Source organism: Blastomonas sp. RAC04 (assembly GCF_001713435.1).
Lineage (GTDB): Bacteria > Pseudomonadota > Alphaproteobacteria > Sphingomonadales > Sphingomonadaceae > Blastomonas > Blastomonas fulva.
This window is the reverse complement of record NZ_CP016460.1, coordinates 1,397,725-1,418,538: the sequence shown is the minus strand read 5'-3', so window position 1 is coordinate 1,418,538 and position 20,814 is coordinate 1,397,725. Positions and strand designations below refer to the sequence as shown.

Genomic DNA, 20,814 nt, shown 5'->3' with positions numbered 1-20,814 from the left:
TTGGGAGCGTGATCTGCTTGTTTGGTCGTTCGCGTTGGCGGGTCCGTCAGGGACCGGTCCCGCCACACGTTGCTGATTGAAACCATAAGCTCTGCGAGCCCCGTTTCAAGCGGCAATCATGGGCGATACCGCCGCTTGGCATGCGGCATCAGCTGTTGCCGGGTGAAATAGACCGGCTTGGTCTTGTGTTCGACGAATAGCTTGGCCTGATCGGCATAATGCGGGCTGTCCGGGCGCGTCGTGGCGGCGCCGAACGGCTGGATCGAGCGCGACGACACCGCGCCATCGGCGGTCCATTCGACGAACTGGATGAAGCTGTCGCCATGGCGTACGGCAAAGCGGCCATCCTTCTCATCGACATCCCACAAGGTCGCGGCACGCAGTGTGTCCGATCCGCCATCCATCGGCAGATCGATCGTGCCCTGACGCAGTCGCAGCACGGTGCCCAGCCTGGGGTCGAGCGACTGGAAATGCTTGGTGAGGTGCTCGATGGCGGCGGTCAGTTCCTCGCGCGCATCGGGCAGCGGCAGGCGGCGATAGCTCTGCCGCATTGCCGGACGCATCAGCATCAGCGCGAGCGCGTCGCCCTTGCCCTTGCCGTCCATCTGCCAGTCCCACGCGCGGAGCAGCGCCTGCGCCTGCGTGATCCGCTCGTCACCCTCGGGCTCGACCGCCAGCAGGGCGGCGATCCAGCCGGTGGCGTAATCGGACTTGTCATAGCCGACATCGTACTTGATCCGCTCGAGCGTGGCGGCATCGATCTGGCCTGCCGCCTCGAACAGCTTGATTGCCTGGCGCGCACGGTTGGTCATGTCGCTTTCGATCCCCATCAGCGGGGAGAAGGCCTCGGGCTCCAGCTCGTCGCCCGGGCCGGCTGCGACATAGGGCGTGTTGTTGGCATTCATGATATAGCCCGAGGCCGGATTGACCAGCAGCGGGACCTTGCCCCAGGGCAGATGGCCCTGCCAGATCAGCTCGCTGCGGTTGCCAGGCAGCACGCCGCGCCAGTCCGCCCCGGGCTTGCGCGCGGGGAACAGCGCATTGTACGCCATCGCGATATTGCCTGCCGCATCGGCATAGATGAAGTTGGTCGCAGGCACGCCCTGGATCGCCATCGCGGCCTTCCACTCGTCGAAATTGCGCGCCTTGTTGATGCGGAAATACTGCTCCAGCATCTTGAGATCATCGATCCCGGCATAGCGGATGGCGAACGCGCCCTTGGCGTTGAGGATCACCGGGCCGTGCGCGGAGCGATAGACGGTCTGCGGATAGGGCAGGGTGAACGGCCCCACTTTGACCTTGAGCCACACCTGCCGGGCTTCCAGATCGCGCCATTTGCCGTCGAGCTTGTACTGCGTCTTGTCGTCGCTGAGTTCGAGCTTGTAGACATCGATCAGATCGGGGCGGTTGACCGTGTTGGTCCAGCCCAGAGTCTTGTTGTGGCCCAGAAACGGATAGGGCGATCCGGGGAAGGTCGCGCCGGCGAAATCCCAGCCTTCTTCGGAATGTACCACCAGCTCGTACCAGGCGACGCCGCCGCGCCAGGGCTGGTGCGAATTCGAGATCAGCCGGGTGACGTTGTCGGTCGAGCGGGCTGGGGCCACGGCAAAGGCGTTCGATCCGTTCATGTCGGGCTCGGGGCCGATCGGGGTGACGCGTGCGACTTCCTTGCCGGTCAGTTGCGGCCCGCCCTCGATCGGCAGGTCGTTGCCCTCGACCAGCGCGCCGAGCACCGAATCGAGCCCGAAGAAGAATGGCGAGCGCAGCGCGAACCCGGCGGCGATATCCTGTCCGTTGAGCGGGAACAGCCCGGTCAGCCGGACCTCGTCGGGGTGCTTGTCGGCATAATGGTTGAGCCCGGCGGCATAGGCATCGAGCAGCGCACGGATATCGGCGGGAAGCTGCGCATATTTGCGATCCACGGTCCCGCGGATGTCGAGCAGATGCGCGGCAAAATCGACTTTGGCGCCGTCCGCTCCGGTCATCGCGCCGCTGCGCATCCGCGTCATCGCGGCGACTTCCTGCAGCGTTGCAAAGTCATCCTCTGCATGCGCGAAGGCCACGCCATACGCGACATCGGGATCGGTCTTGCCGAAGATGTGGGGCACGCCAAAATCGTCGCGGACGATCTCGACATCGTAGCTGCGCACCGGGGGCGCCTTGCCCTCCTCGGCCACCAAAGGCTCCCACACCGCCAGCGCGATAGCTACGACAACAATCAGGGCGACGAGGCCGAGGGCGATACGCTTGAAGACACGGAGCATGGCGCGCACCTTATCAGTTGAAAAATCTGCGTCTACTGACAATGCTGTAGGTAGCGGACGGTTTGCTCGTCACGGCTGGCTCGAGGCGGGCTTTGGCCCCAGCCTTGGCTTACCGCCCAGCGGTGCAAACCGCTCGGGCACCACCCGCGCCACCTTTTCGAACGCCGCGGCAAGCTCGGGGCTTTTCGCGAGAAGCAGATTGGGTTCGGGGTCGTTCCAGGCCGGCGGGGTATTTTCCATATAGCGCGGCTGCAGCGCGGCGATGGCGACGGGGCGATGGGTGTCGTCGGCCAGCGCCTCCAGCGCCCAGGCGATCGCCAGATCATCGCGGCCCACGCACATGGCTGAGCCGATGCTGCCCTGGACAGCATCCAGACGCACCGCCTCGAGCGCCTTGAGCATCGCGGCGGCTTCGTCCGTTCGCCCGAGGGTGTGCAGCGAACAGGCGCGCTGGCCAGTGATGATGGCGCGGGCGAAGGGGGACCCCTGCTTTTCGGCAATCGGCTGCGCGCGGTCATAAGAGGCGAGTGCCTCGGCATGTCGCGCCTCTCCGGCGAGGGCGGCAGCATGGTTAATGGCAAAGTTCACCACCCACGAATGCTGCTCAGGATCGAGCGAGGCCAGCGCGTCGAGCGCCTTGAGACCTTCTTCGGGACGGCCGCTGGCGCGCAGGGCGATGGCCATGGAGTTGATCGCCCAGGCAATCTGTTCGTTGATCTCGGAATAGTCCATGCCGTCCTCACGGAACGGCTCGGTGGCGTCGATCGCGGGCTTAAGATTTCCGCTCTGCAGCAGCGAATAGATGAGGCCCGCGAACCGCTCGGTGTCGTTGGGGGCAGCCTTGAAGCGCCCGGCGTTGATCTGCACGTCCAGCTTCAGCACCTCGGCCAGATTGTCGCCCGCCCGCTCTTCCAGATGTGGCCAGAGCGGGGCATAGCGCCTTTGAGACAGCAGCGCGGCATAGGCGCCGGCATTGGTCACCAGATCGGCAAGGTCGCTGTCCTTGTCCGAAAGCAGCCCGGAATCGGCCTTGGCCTGCAGCAGGTTGATCCCGGTTCCGCCGATCACTTCGGGATCGAGCTGGCCGAACGAGCGCGCCGAATAGATCGACGACCACAGCGCCAGCTTGAGATCGGGTCGCTTTGCCGTCGTGGCCGCCCTGCTGAGATCGTAGATCACCTCGGGCGGGATGCTGGTCAGCGCCTCGCCGCCACCTGTCCTGGCGAGGATATCGATCCGCGCGATGGCCTGTTCGGGGCGCGACAGGAAGGAATCGAGCGAGATCGCCACCCGGTCAAACGCTTCCTGCCGTCCCAGCTTCGCCTCGGTCAGCTCGATCGCCGCGGACGCGTCGGCGTAGCGCTTTTCCTCGATAGCGCACCACAATGCAGCATTGCCGGCCGCGAAGGTCTCGGCATTGGCAGGCGCGGCGGCGCGCTTCAGCGCTTCGGCGGTCAGCGGCACGAGCTCGTCGCACAGCAGCGGCTTGCTGCGCCCGCGTGCCTCGCCGAGCGCAGCCGCGAGCGCGGCGTCGTCAAGCTTCGAGGCATCGATTGGCGCGGATTGCAGAGGAGCGGCAGTAATCAGCGCGGTCGTTGCGAGAAAAACCGCCAGATACTTGCTGCGATGACGCCCGACTGCACAATGCATGCACGTAATTCCTCTTTTACACGTGAGCAAAAGTGGACGGGCGCGGTGAATTCGTCAATTCGTTCGTTGCGGCTGCCCAAAGGGGCAGGATGCTGGCGGCCGGCCGCTTGATAGGATATGGCTATCGAAGGGCCGAGGCTGAACGGGGGAGTGGGGAATGCATCTGAGGCAGCTGCGCTACTTCGTGGCGATAGCGCGGCAACGGCACTTTGCCCGGGCTGCGGAGGAGTGCGGCGTATCGCAACCCACGCTTTCGGCCGGACTGTCCGCGCTCGAAGCCGACCTCGGCCATCGCCTGGTCGAGCGCGACCGACGCTTTGCCGGGCTGACCAGCCATGGCGAGGCGATCCTGCCCTGGGCGGAGCAGATCCTGGGTGCGGTGGGCAGCATGGCCAGCACACTATCGGCCAGTGCCGCGCCTTTGGGGGGCGAGTTCAGCCTCATGGCGATCCCCGCCGCACAATCGCTCACCGGGCGGTTCGGCGAGGCACTGCTGCGGCGCAATCCGGGGCTGAGCCTGTCGGTACGGTCGGCAACGTCGCGCGAGATCGACCGGGCGCTGCATGCGTTTGAATGCGATGCGGGGCTGACCTATCTCGACCACGAGCCGCCTGCCAACACGCTGTCGATAGCGCTCGATGCCGAGCGCTATCTCTTCGTCACCCGCGCCGACGGGATCGATGCTGCGGTCACCGAGGCGAGCTGGCATATGATTGCTTCAACGCCGCTGTGCCTGCTGCACCAGTCGATGCAGTTTCGCCGCATCCTCGATGCGCGGATGGCGGCGCTGGGCACGTCGATCGTGCCACGCGCAGTGGCGGACAGCTATGTCGTTTTGCTGGATATGGTGCGGTCGGGCCGGTTCAGCACAATCATCCCGCACAGCTATGGCGAGCTGCTGCAGGGGCTGGACTGGGCGCGGTTCCTGCCGGTCGCGGACGAGGGCGATGCCCGGCGGATCGGCTTGGTGGTGATGAACCGCAGCCCGCTCAGCGCGGTGGTGCAGGCAGGACTGTCCGCCGCGCGTGATCTGGTCTCGGGGCAAGTCTGATAGAAATATCCTATCACTGTTCGGATCTATTGATTTGACCCGATCGGGCTGCGCTCGCATCGTTGCGCGGTCATGACACGGATCGAGACTATCATCGCCGCCCATGCGGGCCGTGAAGGGCCGTTGCTTCCGATCCTGCACGATGTGCAGGCGGCGCTGGGCCATGTCCCCGAAGAGGCGGTGCGCACGATCGCGCAGGCACTCAACCTCAGCCGCGCCGAGGTGCACGGCGTGGTCAGCTTCTACCATGATTTCCACTCCGCGCCCGAGCCGCGCAGGGTGGTCAAGCTCTGCCGCGCCGAAGCCTGCCAGGCGCGCGGGGTCGAGGCGCTGGTGCGCGATCTGCCCGATGTTGCGGGTGTGAAGGTCGAGACGGTCTATTGCCTTGGCCTTTGCAGCGTCGGCCCCAACGCGATGGTGGGCGATACGCTCCACGCGCGGCTGGATGCGGCGCGGCTGGGCCAGTTGATGGCGGACATGGCATGACGCTGGTGCGGATATCCGACGATGCGCTGGCGATCGCGTGCGGGGCAGATGCCGTGGCGCGGGCCTTTGCCGAGGCTGGCTGCATCGTGGAGCGGGTGTCGTCCTGGGGGATGCACTGGCTCGAGCCGCTCGCCGAGATCGACGGGATGGGCTTCGGTCCGCTTGCGCCCGGCGACGTGGCTGCAGTGCTTGCGGGCAGCTCGCCCAAGGCCTTGGGCGCAATCGAAGATCACCCCTTCATCGCCCGGCAGCAGCGTTTCACCTTCGCGCGGGCGGGCAAGACCCGGCCATTGAGCCTTGAGGACTATGCCGCGCACGGCGGCTGGCACGGGCTGGAGCGGGCGCGCTCGATCGGGCCGGAGGCGACGATCGACACGGTCACCCGCTCGGGCTTGCGTGGACGCGGCGGTGCGGGTTTCCCCGCCGGGATCAAGTGGCAGACCGTCGCGAACGCGTCGGGCGCGCTCAAATACATCGTGTGCAACGCTGACGAAGGCGACAGCGCGACTTTTGCCGATCGCATGGTTATGGAGGGCGACCCGTTCATGCTGATCGAGGGCATGGCAATCGCCGCGCACGCGGTCGGCGCGCACAGGGGCTATGTCTATATCCGCAGCGAATATCCCCACGCCATCGCCAAGATGGAAGCGGCGGTGGCGCTGAGCGCAGAGCTGATCGCCCCCTTCGTGTTGGAGGTCCGCGTTGGGGCGGGTGCCTATGTCTGCGGCGAGGAAACCTCGTTGCTCAATTCGCTCGAGGGCAAGCGCGGCGAGGTGCGAGCCAAGCCGCCGCTTCCCGCGCTCGAAGGGCTGTTCGGCAAGCCCACCGTCGTCAACAATGTCCTGACGCTGGCGGCGGTGCCGTTTATCCTTGCGAATGGGGCGCAAGCCTATGCGGACATCGGCTTCGGTCACTCGCGCGGCACCATGCCGTTCCAGCTCGCGGGCAACATCCGCCATGGCGGGCTGTTCGAGATCGGCTTTGGCATCACCTTGGGCGAACTGGTCCAGGATATCGGCGGCGGCACGGCCTCGGGGCGCCCGGTGCGCGCGGTGCAGGTTGGCGGGCCACTGGGTGCTTATCATCCGCCATCGGAATTCCATCTGCCGTTCGATTATGAATCCTTCGCCGCCGCCGACGCGCTGATCGGTCATGCCGGGATCACCGTGTTCGACGACACCGCCGACATGAGCGCGCAGGCGCGGTTCGCGTTCGCGTTCTGCGCAGCCGAGAGCTGCGGCAAGTGCACGCCGTGCCGCATCGGCGCGGTACGCGGGGTCGAGGTGATGGACCGCATCCGCAGCCGCTCGGGCCGCGCCGCCGACCCGGTCGAGCATCTGCCGCAGATGCGAAACGCCGCCAAGGCTCCCCGCACTCTTTCGGACGAGATCGCGCTGATCGAGGATCTGTGCGAGACGATGAAGTTCGGATCGCTGTGTGCGCTGGGCGGGTTCACGCCCTATCCGGTGCTATCGGCGCTGCGCCACTTTCCCGAAGATTTCGGCGCCGAGCCTCAGCAGCAGGTGGCGGCGGAATGACCAGCTTCCAGGAGTGCAGCCATGGGCTATGAACGGCAGACCGATCTGGGCACGCCTTTGGTGGCGAGCGACACCCAAGTCGCCTGCCTGATCGACGGCCGCGCAGTCACCGTTCCGGCGGGTACCACTGTGATGCGTGCTGCCGCGCTGGCGGGCGGATCGATCCCCAAGCTCTGCGCGACCGACAATCTCAAGCAGTTCGGATCGTGCCGGCTGTGCCTGGTCGAGATCGACGGGATGCGCGGGACGCCGGCAAGCTGCACCACCCCGGTCGTCGACGGGATGACCGTCCACACCCAGACACCGCGGCTCGAGAAGCTGCGGCGCGGGGTGATGGAGCTGTATATCTCCGACCACCCGCTCGATTGCCTGACCTGCAGCGCCAACAATGACTGCGAGCTGCAGGACCAGGCCGCCGCGGTCGGCCTGCGCGATGTGCGTTATGGCTATGAAGGCGCCAACCATCTCGAAGCGCCGGTCGATACCTCCAATCCCTATTTCGATTTCGATCCGGCCAAGTGCATCACCTGCTCGCGCTGCGTGCGCGCCTGCGACGAGGTGCAGGGCACGCTCGCGCTGACCATCGATGGGCGCGGCTTTGCCAGCAAGGTGTCCGCCGGGCTGGCCTCGGACAGCTTCCTGTCCTCCGAATGCGTCTCGTGCGGCGCGTGCGTCCAGGCGTGCCCGACCGCCAGCCTGCAGGAAAAGACGGTCAAGGCTATCGGCAAGCCCGAGCGCTCGGTCGTCACCACCTGCGCCTATTGCGGCGTCGGCTGCACCTTCCGCGCCGAGATGCGCGGAGAGCAATTGGTGCGGATGGTGCCATGGAAGGATGGCAAGGCCAATCGCGGCCACAGCTGCGTCAAGGGACGCTTCGCCTGGGGTTATGCCCAGCACCAGGAACGCATCCTGAAACCGATGATCCGCGAGACCATCGACCAGCCCTGGCGCGAGGTCAGCTGGGACGAGGCTTTGGGCTATGCCGCCGCGCGCCTCAACACTATCCGCGACACTTATGGCCGCAACGCGCTGGGCGGAATCACCTCCAGCCGCTGCACCAATGAAGAGACGTTTCTGGTGCAGAAGCTGATCCGCGCAGGCTTCGGCACCAACAACGTCGATACCTGCGCGCGGGTCTGCCACTCGCCCACCGGCTATGGGCTCAAGACCACCTTCGGAACCTCTGCCGGGACGCAGGATTTCGACAGTGTGGAGCACAGCGACGTCATTCTGGTGATCGGCGCCAACCCTACCGACGGCCATCCGGTGTTCGCCAGCCGGATGAAGAAGCGGTTGCGCGCAGGCGCGAGGCTGATCGTCATCGATCCGCGGCGCACCGATCTGGTGCGCTCGCCGCACATCGCGGCGGACTATCATCTGCCGCTGCGCCCGGGAACCAATGTGGCTATCCTGACCGCCATCGCGCACGTCATCGTCACCGAAGGACTGGCCGACGATGCGTTCATCCGCGAGCGCTGCGACTGGGACGAATACAGCCATTGGGCCGAGTTCGTTGCCGAGGAGCGTCATAGCCCCGAATTCCTTGCGGCCGTCACCGGGGTCGATGCCGAGACGGTGCGCGGTGCGGCGCGGCTTTTTGCCACCGGCGGCAACGGCGCGATCTATTACGGGCTGGGAGTTACCGAGCATTCGCAGGGCTCGTCCACCGTGATGGCGATTGCCAACCTGGCGATGGCGACGGGCAATATCGGGCGGTCCGGCGTGGGCGTGAACCCGTTGCGCGGGCAGAACAACGTCCAGGGCGCGTGCGACATGGGCAGCTTCCCGCACGAGCTTTCAGGCTACCGGCACGTCTCCGATCCCGCGGCGCGCGCGCTGTTCGAGGCCGAATGGGGCGTTGCGATCGATCCGGAGCCGGGCCTGCGCATCCCCAACATGCTCGATGCCGCAACCGACGGCACGTTCAAGGCGATCTACATCCAGGGCGAGGATATCTTGCAGTCCGACCCGGACACGCATCATGTTGCGGCAGGCCTGGCAGCGATGGACTGCGTGATCGTCCACGACCTGTTCCTCAACGAGACCGCCAATTACGCGCATGTCTTCCTGCCCGGATCGACCTTCCTCGAGAAGAACGGCACCTTCACCAACGCCGAGCGCCGCATTCAGCCGGTGCGCAAGGTAATGGAGCCATTGAATGGCCTCGAGGACTGGCAGGTGACGCAGGAACTCGCGCGCGCGATCGGGCTGGACTGGAACTACACCCACCCGTCCGAGATCATGGACGAGATCGCGCGGCTGACTCCCAGCTTTGCAGGGGTCAACTACGACCGTCTGGATGCCGAAGGCTCGCTGCAATGGCCGGTGAACGAGGCTGCGCCCGATGGCAGCCCGATCATGCATGTCGATGGCTTCGTGCGCGGCAAGGGACGGTTCGTGGTCACCGATTATGTGCCCACCGACGAGCGTACCGGCCCGCGCTTTCCGCTGCTGCTCACGACCGGGCGGACCTTGAGCCAGTACAATGTCGGCGCGCAGACCCGGCGCACCGCCAACACCGTGTGGCACAGGGAGGACGTGCTCGAGATGCACCCGGTCGATGCCGAGAACCGCGGGCTGGGCACCGGCGACTGGGCGCGGCTCGCCAGCCGTTCGGGCGAAACGACGCTGCGGGTGGTGGTGACCGACCGTGTCGCGCCGGGTGTGGTCTACACCACCTTCCACCACCCCGCGACGCAGGCCAATGTGGTGACCACCGACTTTTCCGACTGGGCGACCAATTGCCCGGAATACAAGGTGACGGCGGTGCAGGTCGCGCCTAGTAACGGACCCAGCGACTGGCAGGAGGCCTATGAGGCGCAGGCGACGCAATCGCGCCGCATTGCAGGCCATGACAGCGCGATGGAGCCCGCCGAGTGAGTGCGTATACCGATGACAAGCTGGTCCACATGGCCAACCAGATCGCGCGCAATCTCGCGCTAGACGAGGATCCGGTCGGCGCGGTGGCCGCGCATATCCGCGCCTATTGGAACCCCCGGATGATCGATGGACTGCGCCGTCAGAGCGATGCTGCGCTCGAGCCGGTCGCAGCAGCGGCGATCGCAGGCCTCGAACCAACGCATGGTTGAAGGCGCGCGACCATTTGGCCTGCGCGAGCATTTCGCGGATGGATCGCCCCCGCGCGATATTGAGCGTGCTCTTGTGGAGGAAGCGCCGATCGCGATCGAGATCAATGGGCTCGGCTATGCGGTGATGATGGCGACGCCATCGGATCTGAAAGACTATGCGATGGGCTTTTGCCTGTCCGAACAGTTGATAGCATCACCGGCCGAGATGGTGTCGGCCTTTGCCGCGCCGGTCGAGGCGGGTGGATGGGTGCTGCGCGTGCAGCTCGCGGTCGCCAACGCTGCGCCGCTGATCGAGCGGGCGCGGTTGCGGCTGGCCGAGGGGAGCTGCGGGCTGTGCGGGATCGAAAGCCTGGAACAGGTGATGCGTCCGCTGGCCCGGGTTGCAGCGACGCTGGACGTTGAACCCGCTGCCATGTTCCGCGCGGCAGGTGCGCTGGGCGATTGGCAAATCCTGGGCAAGGTAACGCGCGCGGCGCACGCTGCGGCGTTGTGCGCAGCCGATGGCAGTATCCTGCTGGTGCGAGAGGATATCGGCCGGCACAATGCGCTCGACAAATTGCTCGGTGCCACGGCGCGCCAGGGGTTGAACGTCGGCGACCATTTCATCCTGCTCACCGCGCGGTGCAGCTTCGAGCTGGTGCAAAAGGCGGTGATTGCAGGGGCGCCGTTGCTGGTGACGATCTCAGCTGCATCGACGCTCGCAGCCGATCAGGCCGCGGCGCATGGGCTGAGGCTGGTCAGCCTCGCGCGGCACGACAGCCTGCTCGAAATGGGTCAGCCGCTCACTCGCGAATAGCCGGGATATCGAGTTCGGTCACCGATCGCACCTGCATGGCGATGGCTGCGGCATAGTTGCCGTTGCGACTGGTGGCGGGGTCGGAGACAATGGACCAGGGCAAAGGCAGCGCATCCGCGTTGACCGTTACCTGGTGACGACCGTCGATGACGCCATCGAACCGGTAGAGCCCCATCCCATCGGTGCGCACCGCCTGCAGGCCATCGAGAATGACGATGATATCGGGCACGCCGCGCTCGTCGGCATCGCGCACGCCATTGGCGTTGGCATCCAGGAACACGCGGCCCCGCAGCGATCCCGTCCCCCCCACCGGATATTCGGGCCGCCCCAGCACGCCCTGCGCCCGCCCGCCGGAGAACACATATTGCAGCGAGATCGATCCGGCCTGCAGGCGGAACGAGCTGCGCTGGATGCGGGCGATCTCGTCGGGCGTGAAGCCCAGCGGAGAGGTCGCCTGGCCGATCAGCCCGTTGCGACTGAGCAGGCTCGAGCGCGTATCGGTGAACGATGCGGTCAGCGTCCAGCTCGACGACAGCCGCGCGGTGGCCACCAGCGTCGCCGAGAACGCCTGGTCCTGCTGCGATGCCAGCACATCGAGCACGCCTCCGGTCGAATCGACCGGGCCGAACAGCGACTGGGCCGAGCGGCTGGCGTTGCTGCGATAGGCAAGCGTCGCATCGACGGTGATACCGGTGAACGGGTTGGCGCCGCCGCTGATGCCGATGCCGATGCTGTTGCCGCGTTCGACCCCGGCAGGATCGCCCGGCACGATCGCTTGCTGCAGCATCCGGCGGTGATCGAACGACAGCTGGGTGCTCAGCCTGCTGCCCGAGGGAAGCCAGGCCGGGAGCGTCCAGTTCTGGTTCCATCCGATGCGGTAGAAGTCCGATGCTGGATCGTGGCTCCACCCTGCCTCGATGCGGGTGGTTCCGACATCGGAGGCCAGATCGAAAAATGCCAGCAGCTGGCTGGCGGTCTGGCCGTTGGCGACCCGCAGCGTGGTGTTGAGCCCCGCTGCCATGCGGAAGGTCAACTGCCGCCGGACATCGACATTGGCCAGGATGCCGCTGGAGCTTTGCCCGTTGACCGATACCACCGCATCCACGCTCGCCGTCCAGCGCCAGCGCTGCGACGAAACCGAAAATCGGTAATAGGCGCCATAGGCGTTGTTGACGATCGCCGCTGTGCCCCAGGCCAGCCCGGGATCGAAGTAATAGAAGCCGCCGCTATGCGCCGCGCGGCCCCGGCGCAGGCTTGCGTCCAGCCAGAAACCGCCCGCTTTGCCGGTCTCGCGGAACACGAAATTGGGGTCCGGGTTGCCGCTGAGGTTCGACCAGATGGTGTTGGCCTGCAGCTGGAAGCCATCCCTCTCGACCTTTACGCTGGCCAGCGCGCCTTGCGACGAAAGGCGGTCCTGGCCTTGCGACGGGCCGGTGGCCAGAATGATCGCAAAAGGATCGCGGCTGTCATCGACCGCGATGGCCTGAAAGCCCAGCGATACGCCCGGACCCACATCGGCCTGGCCGCCTGCGGTCATGCTGAGGCCCGACAGGCTGGAAAAATTGCCCAGTCGGATGCCGCCCAGCAGCCCGGGCTCACCCACCGCCAGATTGAAGCTGGCAACAGGCTCCAGATCGAGCCCTGCGGTGAGCACCGAGAGCGGGGCAAAGCTGTTGAACTGCACCGATCCGCCGAGCAACGGGGATGTCGGGATGAAGAACCGCTGCTGGCGGCGCAGCAGGTCGATCGATTGCGTGGCGACATTGCCCACGCTGCTGTCAATCACCCAGCCATTGTCGAGAGGCAGGCCAGTGCTGGACAGGGTGAGCGCGCCGTTGAAGCCGCTGCCCTGCGAGGCGGTGAAGGCGCGCGCCGCGGTGCCGGTGCGCAGCTGCGCGTCGATGCCCAGCATGCCGTAGTTTATCGTCTGGTAGCGGCCCGAAACCGTGAGCCCGAGCTCTTCCTGCACCTGATCGAATGCGGAGACATCGAGCCCCTCGATCCGGGCCTTGGGCACGATGCGCGAACCGCCCAGTTCGACCACCAGCGAGCGCAGGTTGCCCTTGCGATTGATGTTGCTGTCCTCGCCCGCCTTGGTCTGTTCAGGCAGGGCGCCGCCATCGATCAGCCGGTCGACATAGGCTTGGTCCGCGGCGCCTTCGTCGGGCGCGCTTTCCTGTGCCGTCTGCGCGAGCAGCGGCGGACTCGACGCTGCGACGCTTGCGATCAGCGTCAGCGCCGGTCGCAGCAGCCGCCCGCGTGCAGGATATGCCGATCGGTCACCGCGCATCGTGTGGCATCAGGGTTCGAACACACCGTCGAACTGGAATGAGCTCACGGAATCATTGATCGTGCCGCTTATCGTCAGGGGGAACGCGATCGGATCGGCCTCTCGACCCGGCTGTTCTGGCCGCTCGCGCGCCTCGATCGCGTCGCCGCCCTTGTCGACGTTGAGTGCGATACGCCGGGTTTCTCCGGGCAGGATCGGCAGCGTGGCGGGGGCGAACTCGCGCAGGACGCCCTTGGCATCCTTGCCGCGCAGAAACGCGGACAGGCGGCCATGCGCAAGTCCGGTGTTCTCGACCATCAGCACTGGTGTCGGCGTGCCGTTGATGTCGGCGACGTCCACCTTCACGATGCGCAGATTGGGCTTGATGTCGCCCACCGTCACATAAACGATCAGCGCCAGCTGGGCGACCACCGGCACGCTCACACCATCCGCCGGCGACAGGCGCTGTTCGTTGCTCGAGATCACGATGGCAAAGCGACACTCCATCGGCGGCGTATCGGCAGGTGGGGTTACCTCGAAGCGATAGCGCAGCTGGCCCTTGGCCTGCAGTACGGTCTGGCGGCGCTCGATCGACACCCATGGGCGGCAGGAATCGGGCTTGAGCGAGTTACCCAGCACCACGCCGCCATCGGGGGTCAGATCCCATTCGGCGGTTTCGAAGCGGAGGTCGGCGGCGGTGTCGGCGGCATTGGCCAGTTCGGCGACGCCGCGCACGGTCTGCCCGGGATTGGCGGCCAGTTCAAATCTGGGCGGGGCGAGCGACAGAGCGAAGTCCCCCGCCTGGGCAGGCAGCGGCGCCAGCCAACAAACGATTGCGAAAGCAAGGAAAACAAGACGGCGCGCAGGTGCGGTCACGATGCTGGATGTCATGGGGCCAACTCTATCTCAAAGCCGAACGACAGGGATTCGGGGCCCGCAAGCCGTGCGCTGTCCACCTCGAGCCTGAGGTCGATGATATCGCGCAGGATCGGCGAACCGATCGGGCCGGAATAGACCAACGCACGCTCGCCCGAGATCAGCGATCCCGCCAGCAGGCCGCCACCGGTGCGCCAGCTGGCGCGCACGGTCGGGCCGCTGGAGCGCGGCAGGGTCATGTAGATGCGGCCCACCTGGCCGACCCAGGTCGCAAGATTGAGCTGGACGCTGACCCGCGTGCTCGCCGACACGATGTTGGATGCGCCGGCAGGCCCGCTTGGCTGCCATTGCATTTCCAGAAACGGATCGAGCACCACCGTCCCGCTGTCGTCGACGCGGAAGGTGCGCACGCCGGGGTCCGGCGCAGCTACCGTCTGCGCAAGCGCAGGGGCGGTCAGCGCGGCGCTCAGGCAGCACGCGAGGGCAAGGGCGAACAGGCGCATCATGGCAGCGACAGGGTGTAGACCGCGCGGCCGGTATAGGTTCCCGCCGCCGGAAGCACCGAGTTGGCGTACTGGAAGGTCATGCACTGCTCCTTCCAGGTGTTCGCCGGGAAGGTCGCCAATGTCTGGGTTCCGCCGGTGAAGCTGCCATTGGGGAACTGGAAGACGGTGTCGCCGATACCCGACATGGTCCAGGTGATCTGGCTGAAGGGGATGGTGTCTGAACCGCTGGTGAGGTTGGCGGGCGTGGTGACGGTGAGCGTCGCGACGCCAGAGCTCGTGCCGCCGGGTCGCGACCATGCGCCGATATAGACCTGCGAGGGAGGGGTGCAGAAGACGAAGCCGTCAATCGGGCTTTGCGATACCGTGCTGTTGGAGGTCATCTGCTGCGCCGTTCCCGATGCGACGACGCCCGCCGGGACCGAGACCGAAACGGTGTTTACCGTGCCATTGTTGCCGGGGGTGCCGCCATTGGAGTGCGTGCCTGAATAGCCGCCCTGACCGACCTGGAGATAGATCGCGCGCGAGCCAGAGGAGATGGTGATGGTATAGGCATGAGCCGGCGCCGCCGGAACCAGCGCAGCAGACAGCGCGAGGATGCCGGCCCCGATACGGAGTTTCGGATAGCGCTGCGCCGTTTCGCGCAGGACATGCGCGAAGGCAGGAACGTGCCTTGAATTCATTATACTCCCCCCCCGGGGAAACATCGATTTGGGGGGATATAATCACATCACATTGCCCGCCCAAGTAAAATCAGGGCAGCGCCACCAGAAATGCGGCAGAGTGTGTGTCTAAAGATACAGTGGGCTCGATGCTGCGCAAAAGCGGCCTATCGTCGGGCTGCGCGAGCGAAACCTGCACAAGCGGATTGGCCTGCGCGCCTTCGCCCGGATGCGTGGATTCAGCGGCGCCGGTGCCGGTCGCCAGGGTTCCGGCATTGCTCGAGGCAACTACACGCGGAAGCGTCGTGGGATCGGGCTCCAGGCCATCGGCGCGCACCGCCATGGCGGGAACACGCAATGCCCATGGCGATTGAAGTGCATCTGTAGCGGCGTCGCGCGGGTCGATCCGCAAGGTCAGGATTTCCGGGATCAGGATCGTGAAATTCAACCGCACCGATGCGGCCAGCGGGGCTTCCTTACCCGTCTCGAAGTGCGAGGCGGCATATGCGGATTCGGCCAGGGCACTGGCGGCAAGCACGAGGCTGATCGCGAATGTCGTGCCCTTTTGCATGTGTCAGCCGGCTGTCCCGATTTGCGTGAAAATTCACTTTGTCGTGATCGACTATTTACGTCAACGCCGGGTTCAGCATTTTGGTTGCGCGAAATGGTAAAAGCCGCCGCAATACTGGTTGCGACGGCTTAAGACCTGTAGAAATCTGGTAAACGGGCGCTGTGCGGCAGCGCGCCTTCAAGCGCGTGATTACGGCATCGAAACGCCGTAGGTCACGCGACCATTGTTGGCGTTGACGCCACCATAGGTGCCCGCCGCCACGACATTGTCGTTGCGATAGGTGAAGGTCCAGCGCGCATCGAGGTTGGTAACCTTTGTGCCGCTGGTGGTTGGCAGGTTGATGCTTGTCGTGCTGCCATCGACCAGGCTGGGATGGCTGAGCGCGGTTGCGGACGTGTTGGTGGTCACGCCGACGTTCATCTGCGACCACGAAATCGTGTCGCCCGCGCCGTTGCTCATCGCACCCAGGGTCGACGAGCTGAACGCGATCGTTCCGTTGTTGCCCATGACACGAGCGGTCACCTGGCCACCGGTGAGGTCGCCCCCGGTGCCGGAGATCGCGGTTCCATCACCCACATTGGCGGCAGGCACGGTGTAGACCAGATTGTCCACGGTCGTGCTGGTGGCCATCGAAGTCCCGGTGCCGACGCGAAGGTAGACAAACTTGGGAATGGTGATGGTGAAATCGAGGTTGGCCGTCGCCGTGAGCGGGCTGCTCGTACCGGTGACAAAGCGGGATTCTGCGTGCGCGGTGGCAGGCAGCATGGTGAGACCGGCGAGGCAGAAAACGACCCGGGATAGCGTTTCTTTTTTCAACGTAAGTGCTCCGACATAGGTAGTTTGAGTTGTGAGGCAAACTCGGAGCCCTAGATCGTCCCAATGTTTTAAGATCGCGTTAGCCAGCTTCGTTCAGCTTAGTGTTTCCCGGTGTTTTCGAGGTATTTTGCACCACTATGGGTCCAAAAATGGGACAGATATTTACTTTTGGGCATGCGCAATGGATTACGCAAACGTCAACTCGGGTAACACCCCGCGTACGCTTGACCATGCGCGGTGACGAGTCGACAGTCGTTGCGACAATAGGTGCCGCCGAGTCGGCTTCGAGTCGGGCGATCGGGGGCAGGGATCGGCAATGGGCACAGCAGCAAAAGCGATTACGGGGGTTGCGGTTTTTGCCGCCGGCGTCGCTGTGGCGATGGCGCTGCGCCCCGATGCTCAGGTCAGCAAGGATGCGGACACAGGGCAGCCTGCCGCCACCCCTGCAGCCTGGTCCGTTCCCGATATCGATGCGCTGCCCGATGATCCCTGGGGTCGCACCGTTCGCCACGGGCGCGATCTGATCGCCCAGACCGCCGCGGCGATCGGGCCAGAGGTGGCGGACCCTGCAAGGCGGCTGTCGGGCAACAACCTCAATTGCCAGAGCTGCCATCTGCAGGCGGGCACCCAGCAGTTCGGCCTGCCGCTGGTCGGCGTGTTCGCCGACTTTCCGCAATACAGGGGCCGGTCGGGCCGCGTGAACACCATCGAGGACCGGGTCAACGGCTGCATGACGCGCAGCATGAACGGCAAGGCGTTACCTGAAGGCGGCGAGGATATGGTGGCGATCGTCGCCTATCTCAAATTCCTGAGCAGCGGTCGGCCGGTGGGCGCGCCGACCGAGGGGCGCGGGTCGGTCAAGCTGGCCGACCTTGCCCGCGCGGCCGATCCGGCGCGCGGCAAGGCGGTCTATGCCCAGCATTGCGCGGTCTGCCATGGCAGCGATGGCGCAGGGCAGCGTGCGGGCAAGCCCGGGGATGCGAAGGGCTATACCTATCCGCCGCTCTGGGGTGCGGATAGCTACAACAATGGCGCAGGCATGGGCAGGGTCACCACCGCTGCCGGTTTCATCCGCAGCAACATGCCGCTTGGCACCCGCTGGCAGGCGCCGGTGCTATCCGAGGAGCAGGCCTTCGACGTCGCCGCCTATATCAACAGCCAGCCGCGCCCGCAGCGCGCCGGGCTCGAGCGGGATTATCCCCGGCTCGAGGAAAAGCCGGTGGACGCGCCTTATGGCCCCTATGCCGACGATTTCTCCAGCGAGCAGCACCGCTTCGGCCCGTTTGGCCCGATGCGCAACCCCGCCAAGAGCAGCGCCAAGCCCTGATATTTGGGCGGCAGGGCACCCGCTCAACTGATTTTCTGGTCCGATGACCGGCGGCCGTGCCCGGCACGGCTTGCATCCTGCGCCAGAAATGGTAGCGCTAACGTAACGCGCGGGCCGATAGCCAGGATCCGGCAAGGCATGAGGAAGAGGAGACATTGCGATGAAACGACTGACCGGGCTGGCGCTGGGCGCCGCACTGGTGGCGCTGGCCACGACGGCGGGATGTTCAGGCGAGCAGGCTGCCCCTGCGGGCGACGCGGCAAGTCCTGCGACCGACCGGGCGAAGGCCGATCCCTCGCGTTATCTTTCGCAGCCTTTGGTCACGGAAATCTACACCGCAGACCCCTCGGCGCATGTCTGGGACGGCAAGATCTATGTCTATCCCAGCCATGACATCGACGGGCCGACCCCCGAAGACGATCTGGGCGCGCATTTCGAGATGCGCGACTACCGCGTGCTCAGCATGGACAGCATCGGCGGCAAGGTGACGACGCATCCGGTGGCGCTGGACGTCAAGGACGTGCCCTGGGCGGACAAGCAGATGTGGGCCCCCGATGCGGCGCGCAAGAACGGAACCTATTTCCTCTATTTCCCCGCCAAGGACAAACAGGGCGCATTCCGCATCGGCGTTGCGACATCGAAGTCGCCCACCGGACCGTTCAAGGCCAATCCGCAGCCGATCAAGGGCAGCTTCTCGATTGATCCTGCGGTGTTCACCGATGAGGACGGCAAATCCTATATGATCTTCGGCGGCATCTGGGGCGGGCAGCTCCAGCGCAATGTCACCGGCAGCTATGATCCCGACGGATCGAAGACCGATCTGGAAGCGCCCGACAAGCCCGCGCTTGCGCCCAAGATTGCGGCGATGGCCGATGATATGATGGAGTTCGCCGAAAAGCCGCGCGACGTCCTGATCCTCGATGCGGCGGGCAAGCCGATCCTGGGCGGCGATACCGACCGGCGATTTTTCGAAGCGGCCTGGATGCACAAATATCAGGGCAGATACTATCTGAGCTATTCCACCGGCGACACGCATTATCTCGTCTATGCCACCGGCACCTCGCCTTATGGGCCGTTCACCTATCAGGGACGTATCCTCGAGCCGGTCGAGGGTTGGACATCGCATCATTCGATCGTCGAATGGGACGGCCGCTGGTGGCTGTTCTATGCCGACACCCAGCTTTCCGGCACCACCCGGCTGCGCAACGTCAAGGTGACCGAGCTTTTCTACAACAAGGACGGCACGATCAGGACGATGAACCCGATGCTCAAATAGCCGCTGGACCCCGCGCCGACCTCAAAACCTGAAGAATCCAATCTGGAGATAGAACACATGATCAACGGTGCCATGCTGATCGGCGACACCGAGCGCCAGGCGGCCTCGCGCTTCCAGAGCCACGACCCCGCCACCGGTGCTGCGCTCGAACCCGGATTTTCCAGCGCCACGGCAGAGGATGTCGCCGAAGCGTGCGCATTGGCAGCCGCCGCTGCACCTGGCTATGCCGCAAGCGATCCCGAGAGCCGTGCGGTGTTTCTCGAGGCGATCGCGAGCGCGATCGAGGCAGTGGGCGATGATCTGATCTTGCGCGCAATGCAAGAAAGCGGCCTGCCGCGCGCGCGGCTCGAAGGCGAGCGCGGACGCACCACAGGGCAACTGCGGCTTTTCGCCAGCGTCGTGCGGCAGGGGGACTGGCTTGATGCGACGATCGACCCGGCGATGCCCGACCGGGCTCCGCTGCCACGGCCCGATCTGCGCCGGATGAACCTTCCCGTCGGCCCGGTCGCGGTGTTCGGCGCGTCCAACTTCCCGCTCGCCTTTTCAGTGGCGGGCGGTGACACCGCGTCCGCGCTCGCTGCAGGCTGCCCGGTGGTGGTCAAGGGCCACCCCGCGCACCCCGGCACCGGCGAGCTCGTCGCGCGCGCGATCCAGAGCGCGGTGACGCAATGCGGGATGCCTGCGGGCACCTTTTCCTATCTGCCGGGTGAGACCAATGCACTGGGCGCCGCCCTGGTCGGCGACCCGCGCATCAAGGCTGTGGGCTTCACGGGATCGCGCGGAGGCGGGCTGGCGCTGGTGCGCATCGCCGCCGAGCGTGCCGAACCGATCCCCGTCTATGCCGAGATGTCGAGCATCAACCCGGTGATCCTGATGCCCGCCGCGCTCGCTGCACGCGGCACCGCACTTGCCGAGGGGTTCGTCCAGTCGCTGACCATGGGGGCAGGGCAGTTCTGCACCAACCCCGGCCTGGTAATCGCGGTCGGCGGCGAGGCACTCGACGGCTTCGTCGCCGCGGCAGGCGAGGCGCTGTCGCGCAGCGCGCCTGCCACCATGCTCAGTCCCGGCATCCACGCCAGCTTCGAACAGGGCGTGGCTCTGCTTGCGCAGCATGATTCGGTCGAAACCGTGGCGCGCGGTCTGCCCTGCACCGGCGAGAACCAGGCCGTCGGCGCGCTTTTCCAGACCAGCGCGGCGCAGTTCCTCGCCGATGCGGCGCTGGGGCATGAAGTTTTCGGATCGTCCTCGGTGATCGTCCGCTGCGCCGATTTGGCAGAAGTCGTCCGGGTCGTAGCCAGCCTGGAAGGTCAGTTGACCGCAACGCTGCAGCTCGACCAGGCCGACATTGCCGATGCGCGGCGCCTGTTGCCTGTGCTGGCGGACCGGGTCGGCCGTGTGCTTGCCAATGGCTGGCCGACCGGCGTCGAGGTGGCCCATGCCATGGTGCATGGCGGGCCGTTCCCCGCGACCAGCGACGGCCGCACGACATCGGTGGGCACGCTTGCGATCCACCGCTTCCTGCGGCCCGTGGCGTTCCAGAACCTGCCGCCCGAGCTTCTTCCGAATGCGATCGGCGAGACCAATCCCTGGGGTCTCGCCCGCCGCATCGATGGCATCCGCGAGGGATCGCCGCGCTAGGC

General features: G+C 65.6%; 17 protein-coding genes. 9 read left to right on the top strand and 8 right to left on the bottom strand.

Going from position 1 to position 20,814, the window contains the following annotated elements:
- Positions 1 to 116: 116 nt before the first annotated feature.
- Together BSY18_RS07720 and BSY18_RS07715 are read right to left on the bottom strand one after the other, a co-directional pair.
- Positions 117 to 2,264: a penicillin acylase family protein gene (locus BSY18_RS07720; protein WP_069050209.1), complete on the bottom strand. Its 2,148-nt coding sequence runs from the start codon at positions 2,262 to 2,264 to the stop codon at positions 117 to 119.
- A gap of 69 nt (positions 2,265 to 2,333) precedes the next feature.
- Positions 2,334 to 3,914 (bottom strand): tetratricopeptide repeat protein, encoded by a 1,581-nt coding sequence (locus tag BSY18_RS07715; RefSeq protein WP_069050208.1) that lies wholly within the window; start codon positions 3,912 to 3,914, stop codon positions 2,334 to 2,336.
- 157 nt (positions 3,915 to 4,071) lie between these two features.
- Here BSY18_RS07715 and BSY18_RS07710 point away from each other — a divergent pair, with 157 nt between their 5' ends.
- From BSY18_RS07710 to fdhD, 6 genes are all read left to right on the top strand, one after another.
- Positions 4,072 to 4,965 carry a LysR family transcriptional regulator gene (locus BSY18_RS07710; protein ID WP_069050207.1) on the top strand — a complete coding sequence of 298 codons (894 nt, stop codon included), beginning with the start codon at positions 4,072 to 4,074 and terminating at the stop codon, positions 4,963 to 4,965.
- A gap of 72 nt (positions 4,966 to 5,037) precedes the next feature.
- Positions 5,038 to 5,451: an NAD(P)H-dependent oxidoreductase subunit E gene (locus tag BSY18_RS07705; RefSeq protein ID WP_069050206.1), complete on the top strand. Its 414-nt coding sequence runs from the start codon at positions 5,038 to 5,040 to the stop codon at positions 5,449 to 5,451.
- Positions 5,448 to 6,989 carry an NADH-ubiquinone oxidoreductase-F iron-sulfur binding region domain-containing protein gene (locus BSY18_RS07700; protein ID WP_069050205.1) on the top strand — a complete coding sequence of 514 codons (1,542 nt, stop codon included), beginning with the start codon at positions 5,448 to 5,450 and terminating at the stop codon, positions 6,987 to 6,989. Before BSY18_RS07705 ends, BSY18_RS07700 begins: the two co-directional genes overlap by 4 nt.
- 21 nt (positions 6,990 to 7,010) lie before the next feature.
- Positions 7,011 to 9,869, top strand: coding sequence for a formate dehydrogenase subunit alpha (fdhF, locus tag BSY18_RS07695; protein WP_069050204.1), 2,859 nt, complete (start codon positions 7,011 to 7,013; stop codon positions 9,867 to 9,869).
- Positions 9,866 to 10,078 carry a formate dehydrogenase subunit delta gene (locus BSY18_RS07690; RefSeq protein ID WP_054134531.1) on the top strand — a complete coding sequence of 71 codons (213 nt, stop codon included), beginning with the start codon at positions 9,866 to 9,868 and terminating at the stop codon, positions 10,076 to 10,078. Before fdhF ends, BSY18_RS07690 begins: the two co-directional genes overlap by 4 nt.
- Complete coding sequence (fdhD, locus tag BSY18_RS07685) at positions 10,071 to 10,874, top strand: formate dehydrogenase accessory sulfurtransferase FdhD (RefSeq protein ID WP_069050203.1); 804 nt, start codon at positions 10,071 to 10,073, stop codon at positions 10,872 to 10,874. The genes BSY18_RS07690 and fdhD overlap by 8 nt, the downstream gene beginning before the upstream one ends.
- On the opposite strand, the gene BSY18_RS07680 is transcribed toward fdhD, so the two are convergent.
- From BSY18_RS07680 to BSY18_RS07655, 6 genes are all read right to left on the bottom strand, one after another.
- Complete coding sequence (locus tag BSY18_RS07680; RefSeq protein WP_069050202.1) at positions 10,861 to 13,164, bottom strand: SdrD B-like domain-containing protein; 2,304 nt, start codon at positions 13,162 to 13,164, stop codon at positions 10,861 to 10,863. The two genes, fdhD and BSY18_RS07680, sit on opposite strands and share 14 nt — an antisense overlap.
- A gap of 9 nt (positions 13,165 to 13,173) precedes the next feature.
- The gene (locus BSY18_RS07675) at positions 13,174 to 14,034 is read right to left on the bottom strand and encodes a hypothetical protein (RefSeq protein ID WP_069050201.1); all 861 of its coding nucleotides are present in this window, start codon (positions 14,032 to 14,034) and stop codon (positions 13,174 to 13,176) included.
- Positions 14,031 to 14,525, bottom strand: coding sequence for a hypothetical protein (locus BSY18_RS07670; protein WP_054134527.1), 495 nt, complete (start codon positions 14,523 to 14,525; stop codon positions 14,031 to 14,033). The genes BSY18_RS07675 and BSY18_RS07670 overlap by 4 nt, the downstream gene beginning before the upstream one ends.
- The gene (locus tag BSY18_RS07665) at positions 14,522 to 15,205 is read right to left on the bottom strand and encodes a hypothetical protein (protein ID WP_069050200.1); all 684 of its coding nucleotides are present in this window, start codon (positions 15,203 to 15,205) and stop codon (positions 14,522 to 14,524) included. Before BSY18_RS07665 ends, BSY18_RS07670 begins: the two co-directional genes overlap by 4 nt.
- Positions 15,206 to 15,275: 70 nt before the next feature.
- Positions 15,276 to 15,755: a hypothetical protein gene (locus BSY18_RS07660; protein WP_069050199.1), complete on the bottom strand. Its 480-nt coding sequence runs from the start codon at positions 15,753 to 15,755 to the stop codon at positions 15,276 to 15,278.
- A 189-nt stretch (positions 15,756 to 15,944) separates the two neighbouring features.
- Positions 15,945 to 16,520 carry a hypothetical protein gene (locus BSY18_RS07655; protein ID WP_069050198.1) on the bottom strand — a complete coding sequence of 192 codons (576 nt, stop codon included), beginning with the start codon at positions 16,518 to 16,520 and terminating at the stop codon, positions 15,945 to 15,947.
- A gap of 367 nt (positions 16,521 to 16,887) precedes the next feature.
- On the opposite strand from BSY18_RS07655, the gene BSY18_RS07650 reads away from it, so the two are divergent.
- From BSY18_RS07650 to BSY18_RS07640, 3 genes are all read left to right on the top strand, one after another.
- Positions 16,888 to 17,898, top strand: a complete 1,011-nt coding sequence (locus BSY18_RS07650) for a c-type cytochrome (RefSeq protein ID WP_069050197.1) — start codon at positions 16,888 to 16,890, stop codon at positions 17,896 to 17,898.
- 160 nt (positions 17,899 to 18,058) lie between these two features.
- Positions 18,059 to 19,174 (top strand): glycoside hydrolase family 43 protein, encoded by a 1,116-nt coding sequence (locus tag BSY18_RS07645; RefSeq protein ID WP_069050196.1) that lies wholly within the window; start codon positions 18,059 to 18,061, stop codon positions 19,172 to 19,174.
- A 57-nt stretch (positions 19,175 to 19,231) separates the two neighbouring features.
- A complete protein-coding gene (locus BSY18_RS07640) occupies positions 19,232 to 20,812 on the top strand; it encodes an aldehyde dehydrogenase (NADP(+)) (RefSeq protein ID WP_069050195.1) in 1,581 nt (526 codons plus the stop codon).
- Positions 20,813 to 20,814 lie beyond the last annotated feature (2 nt).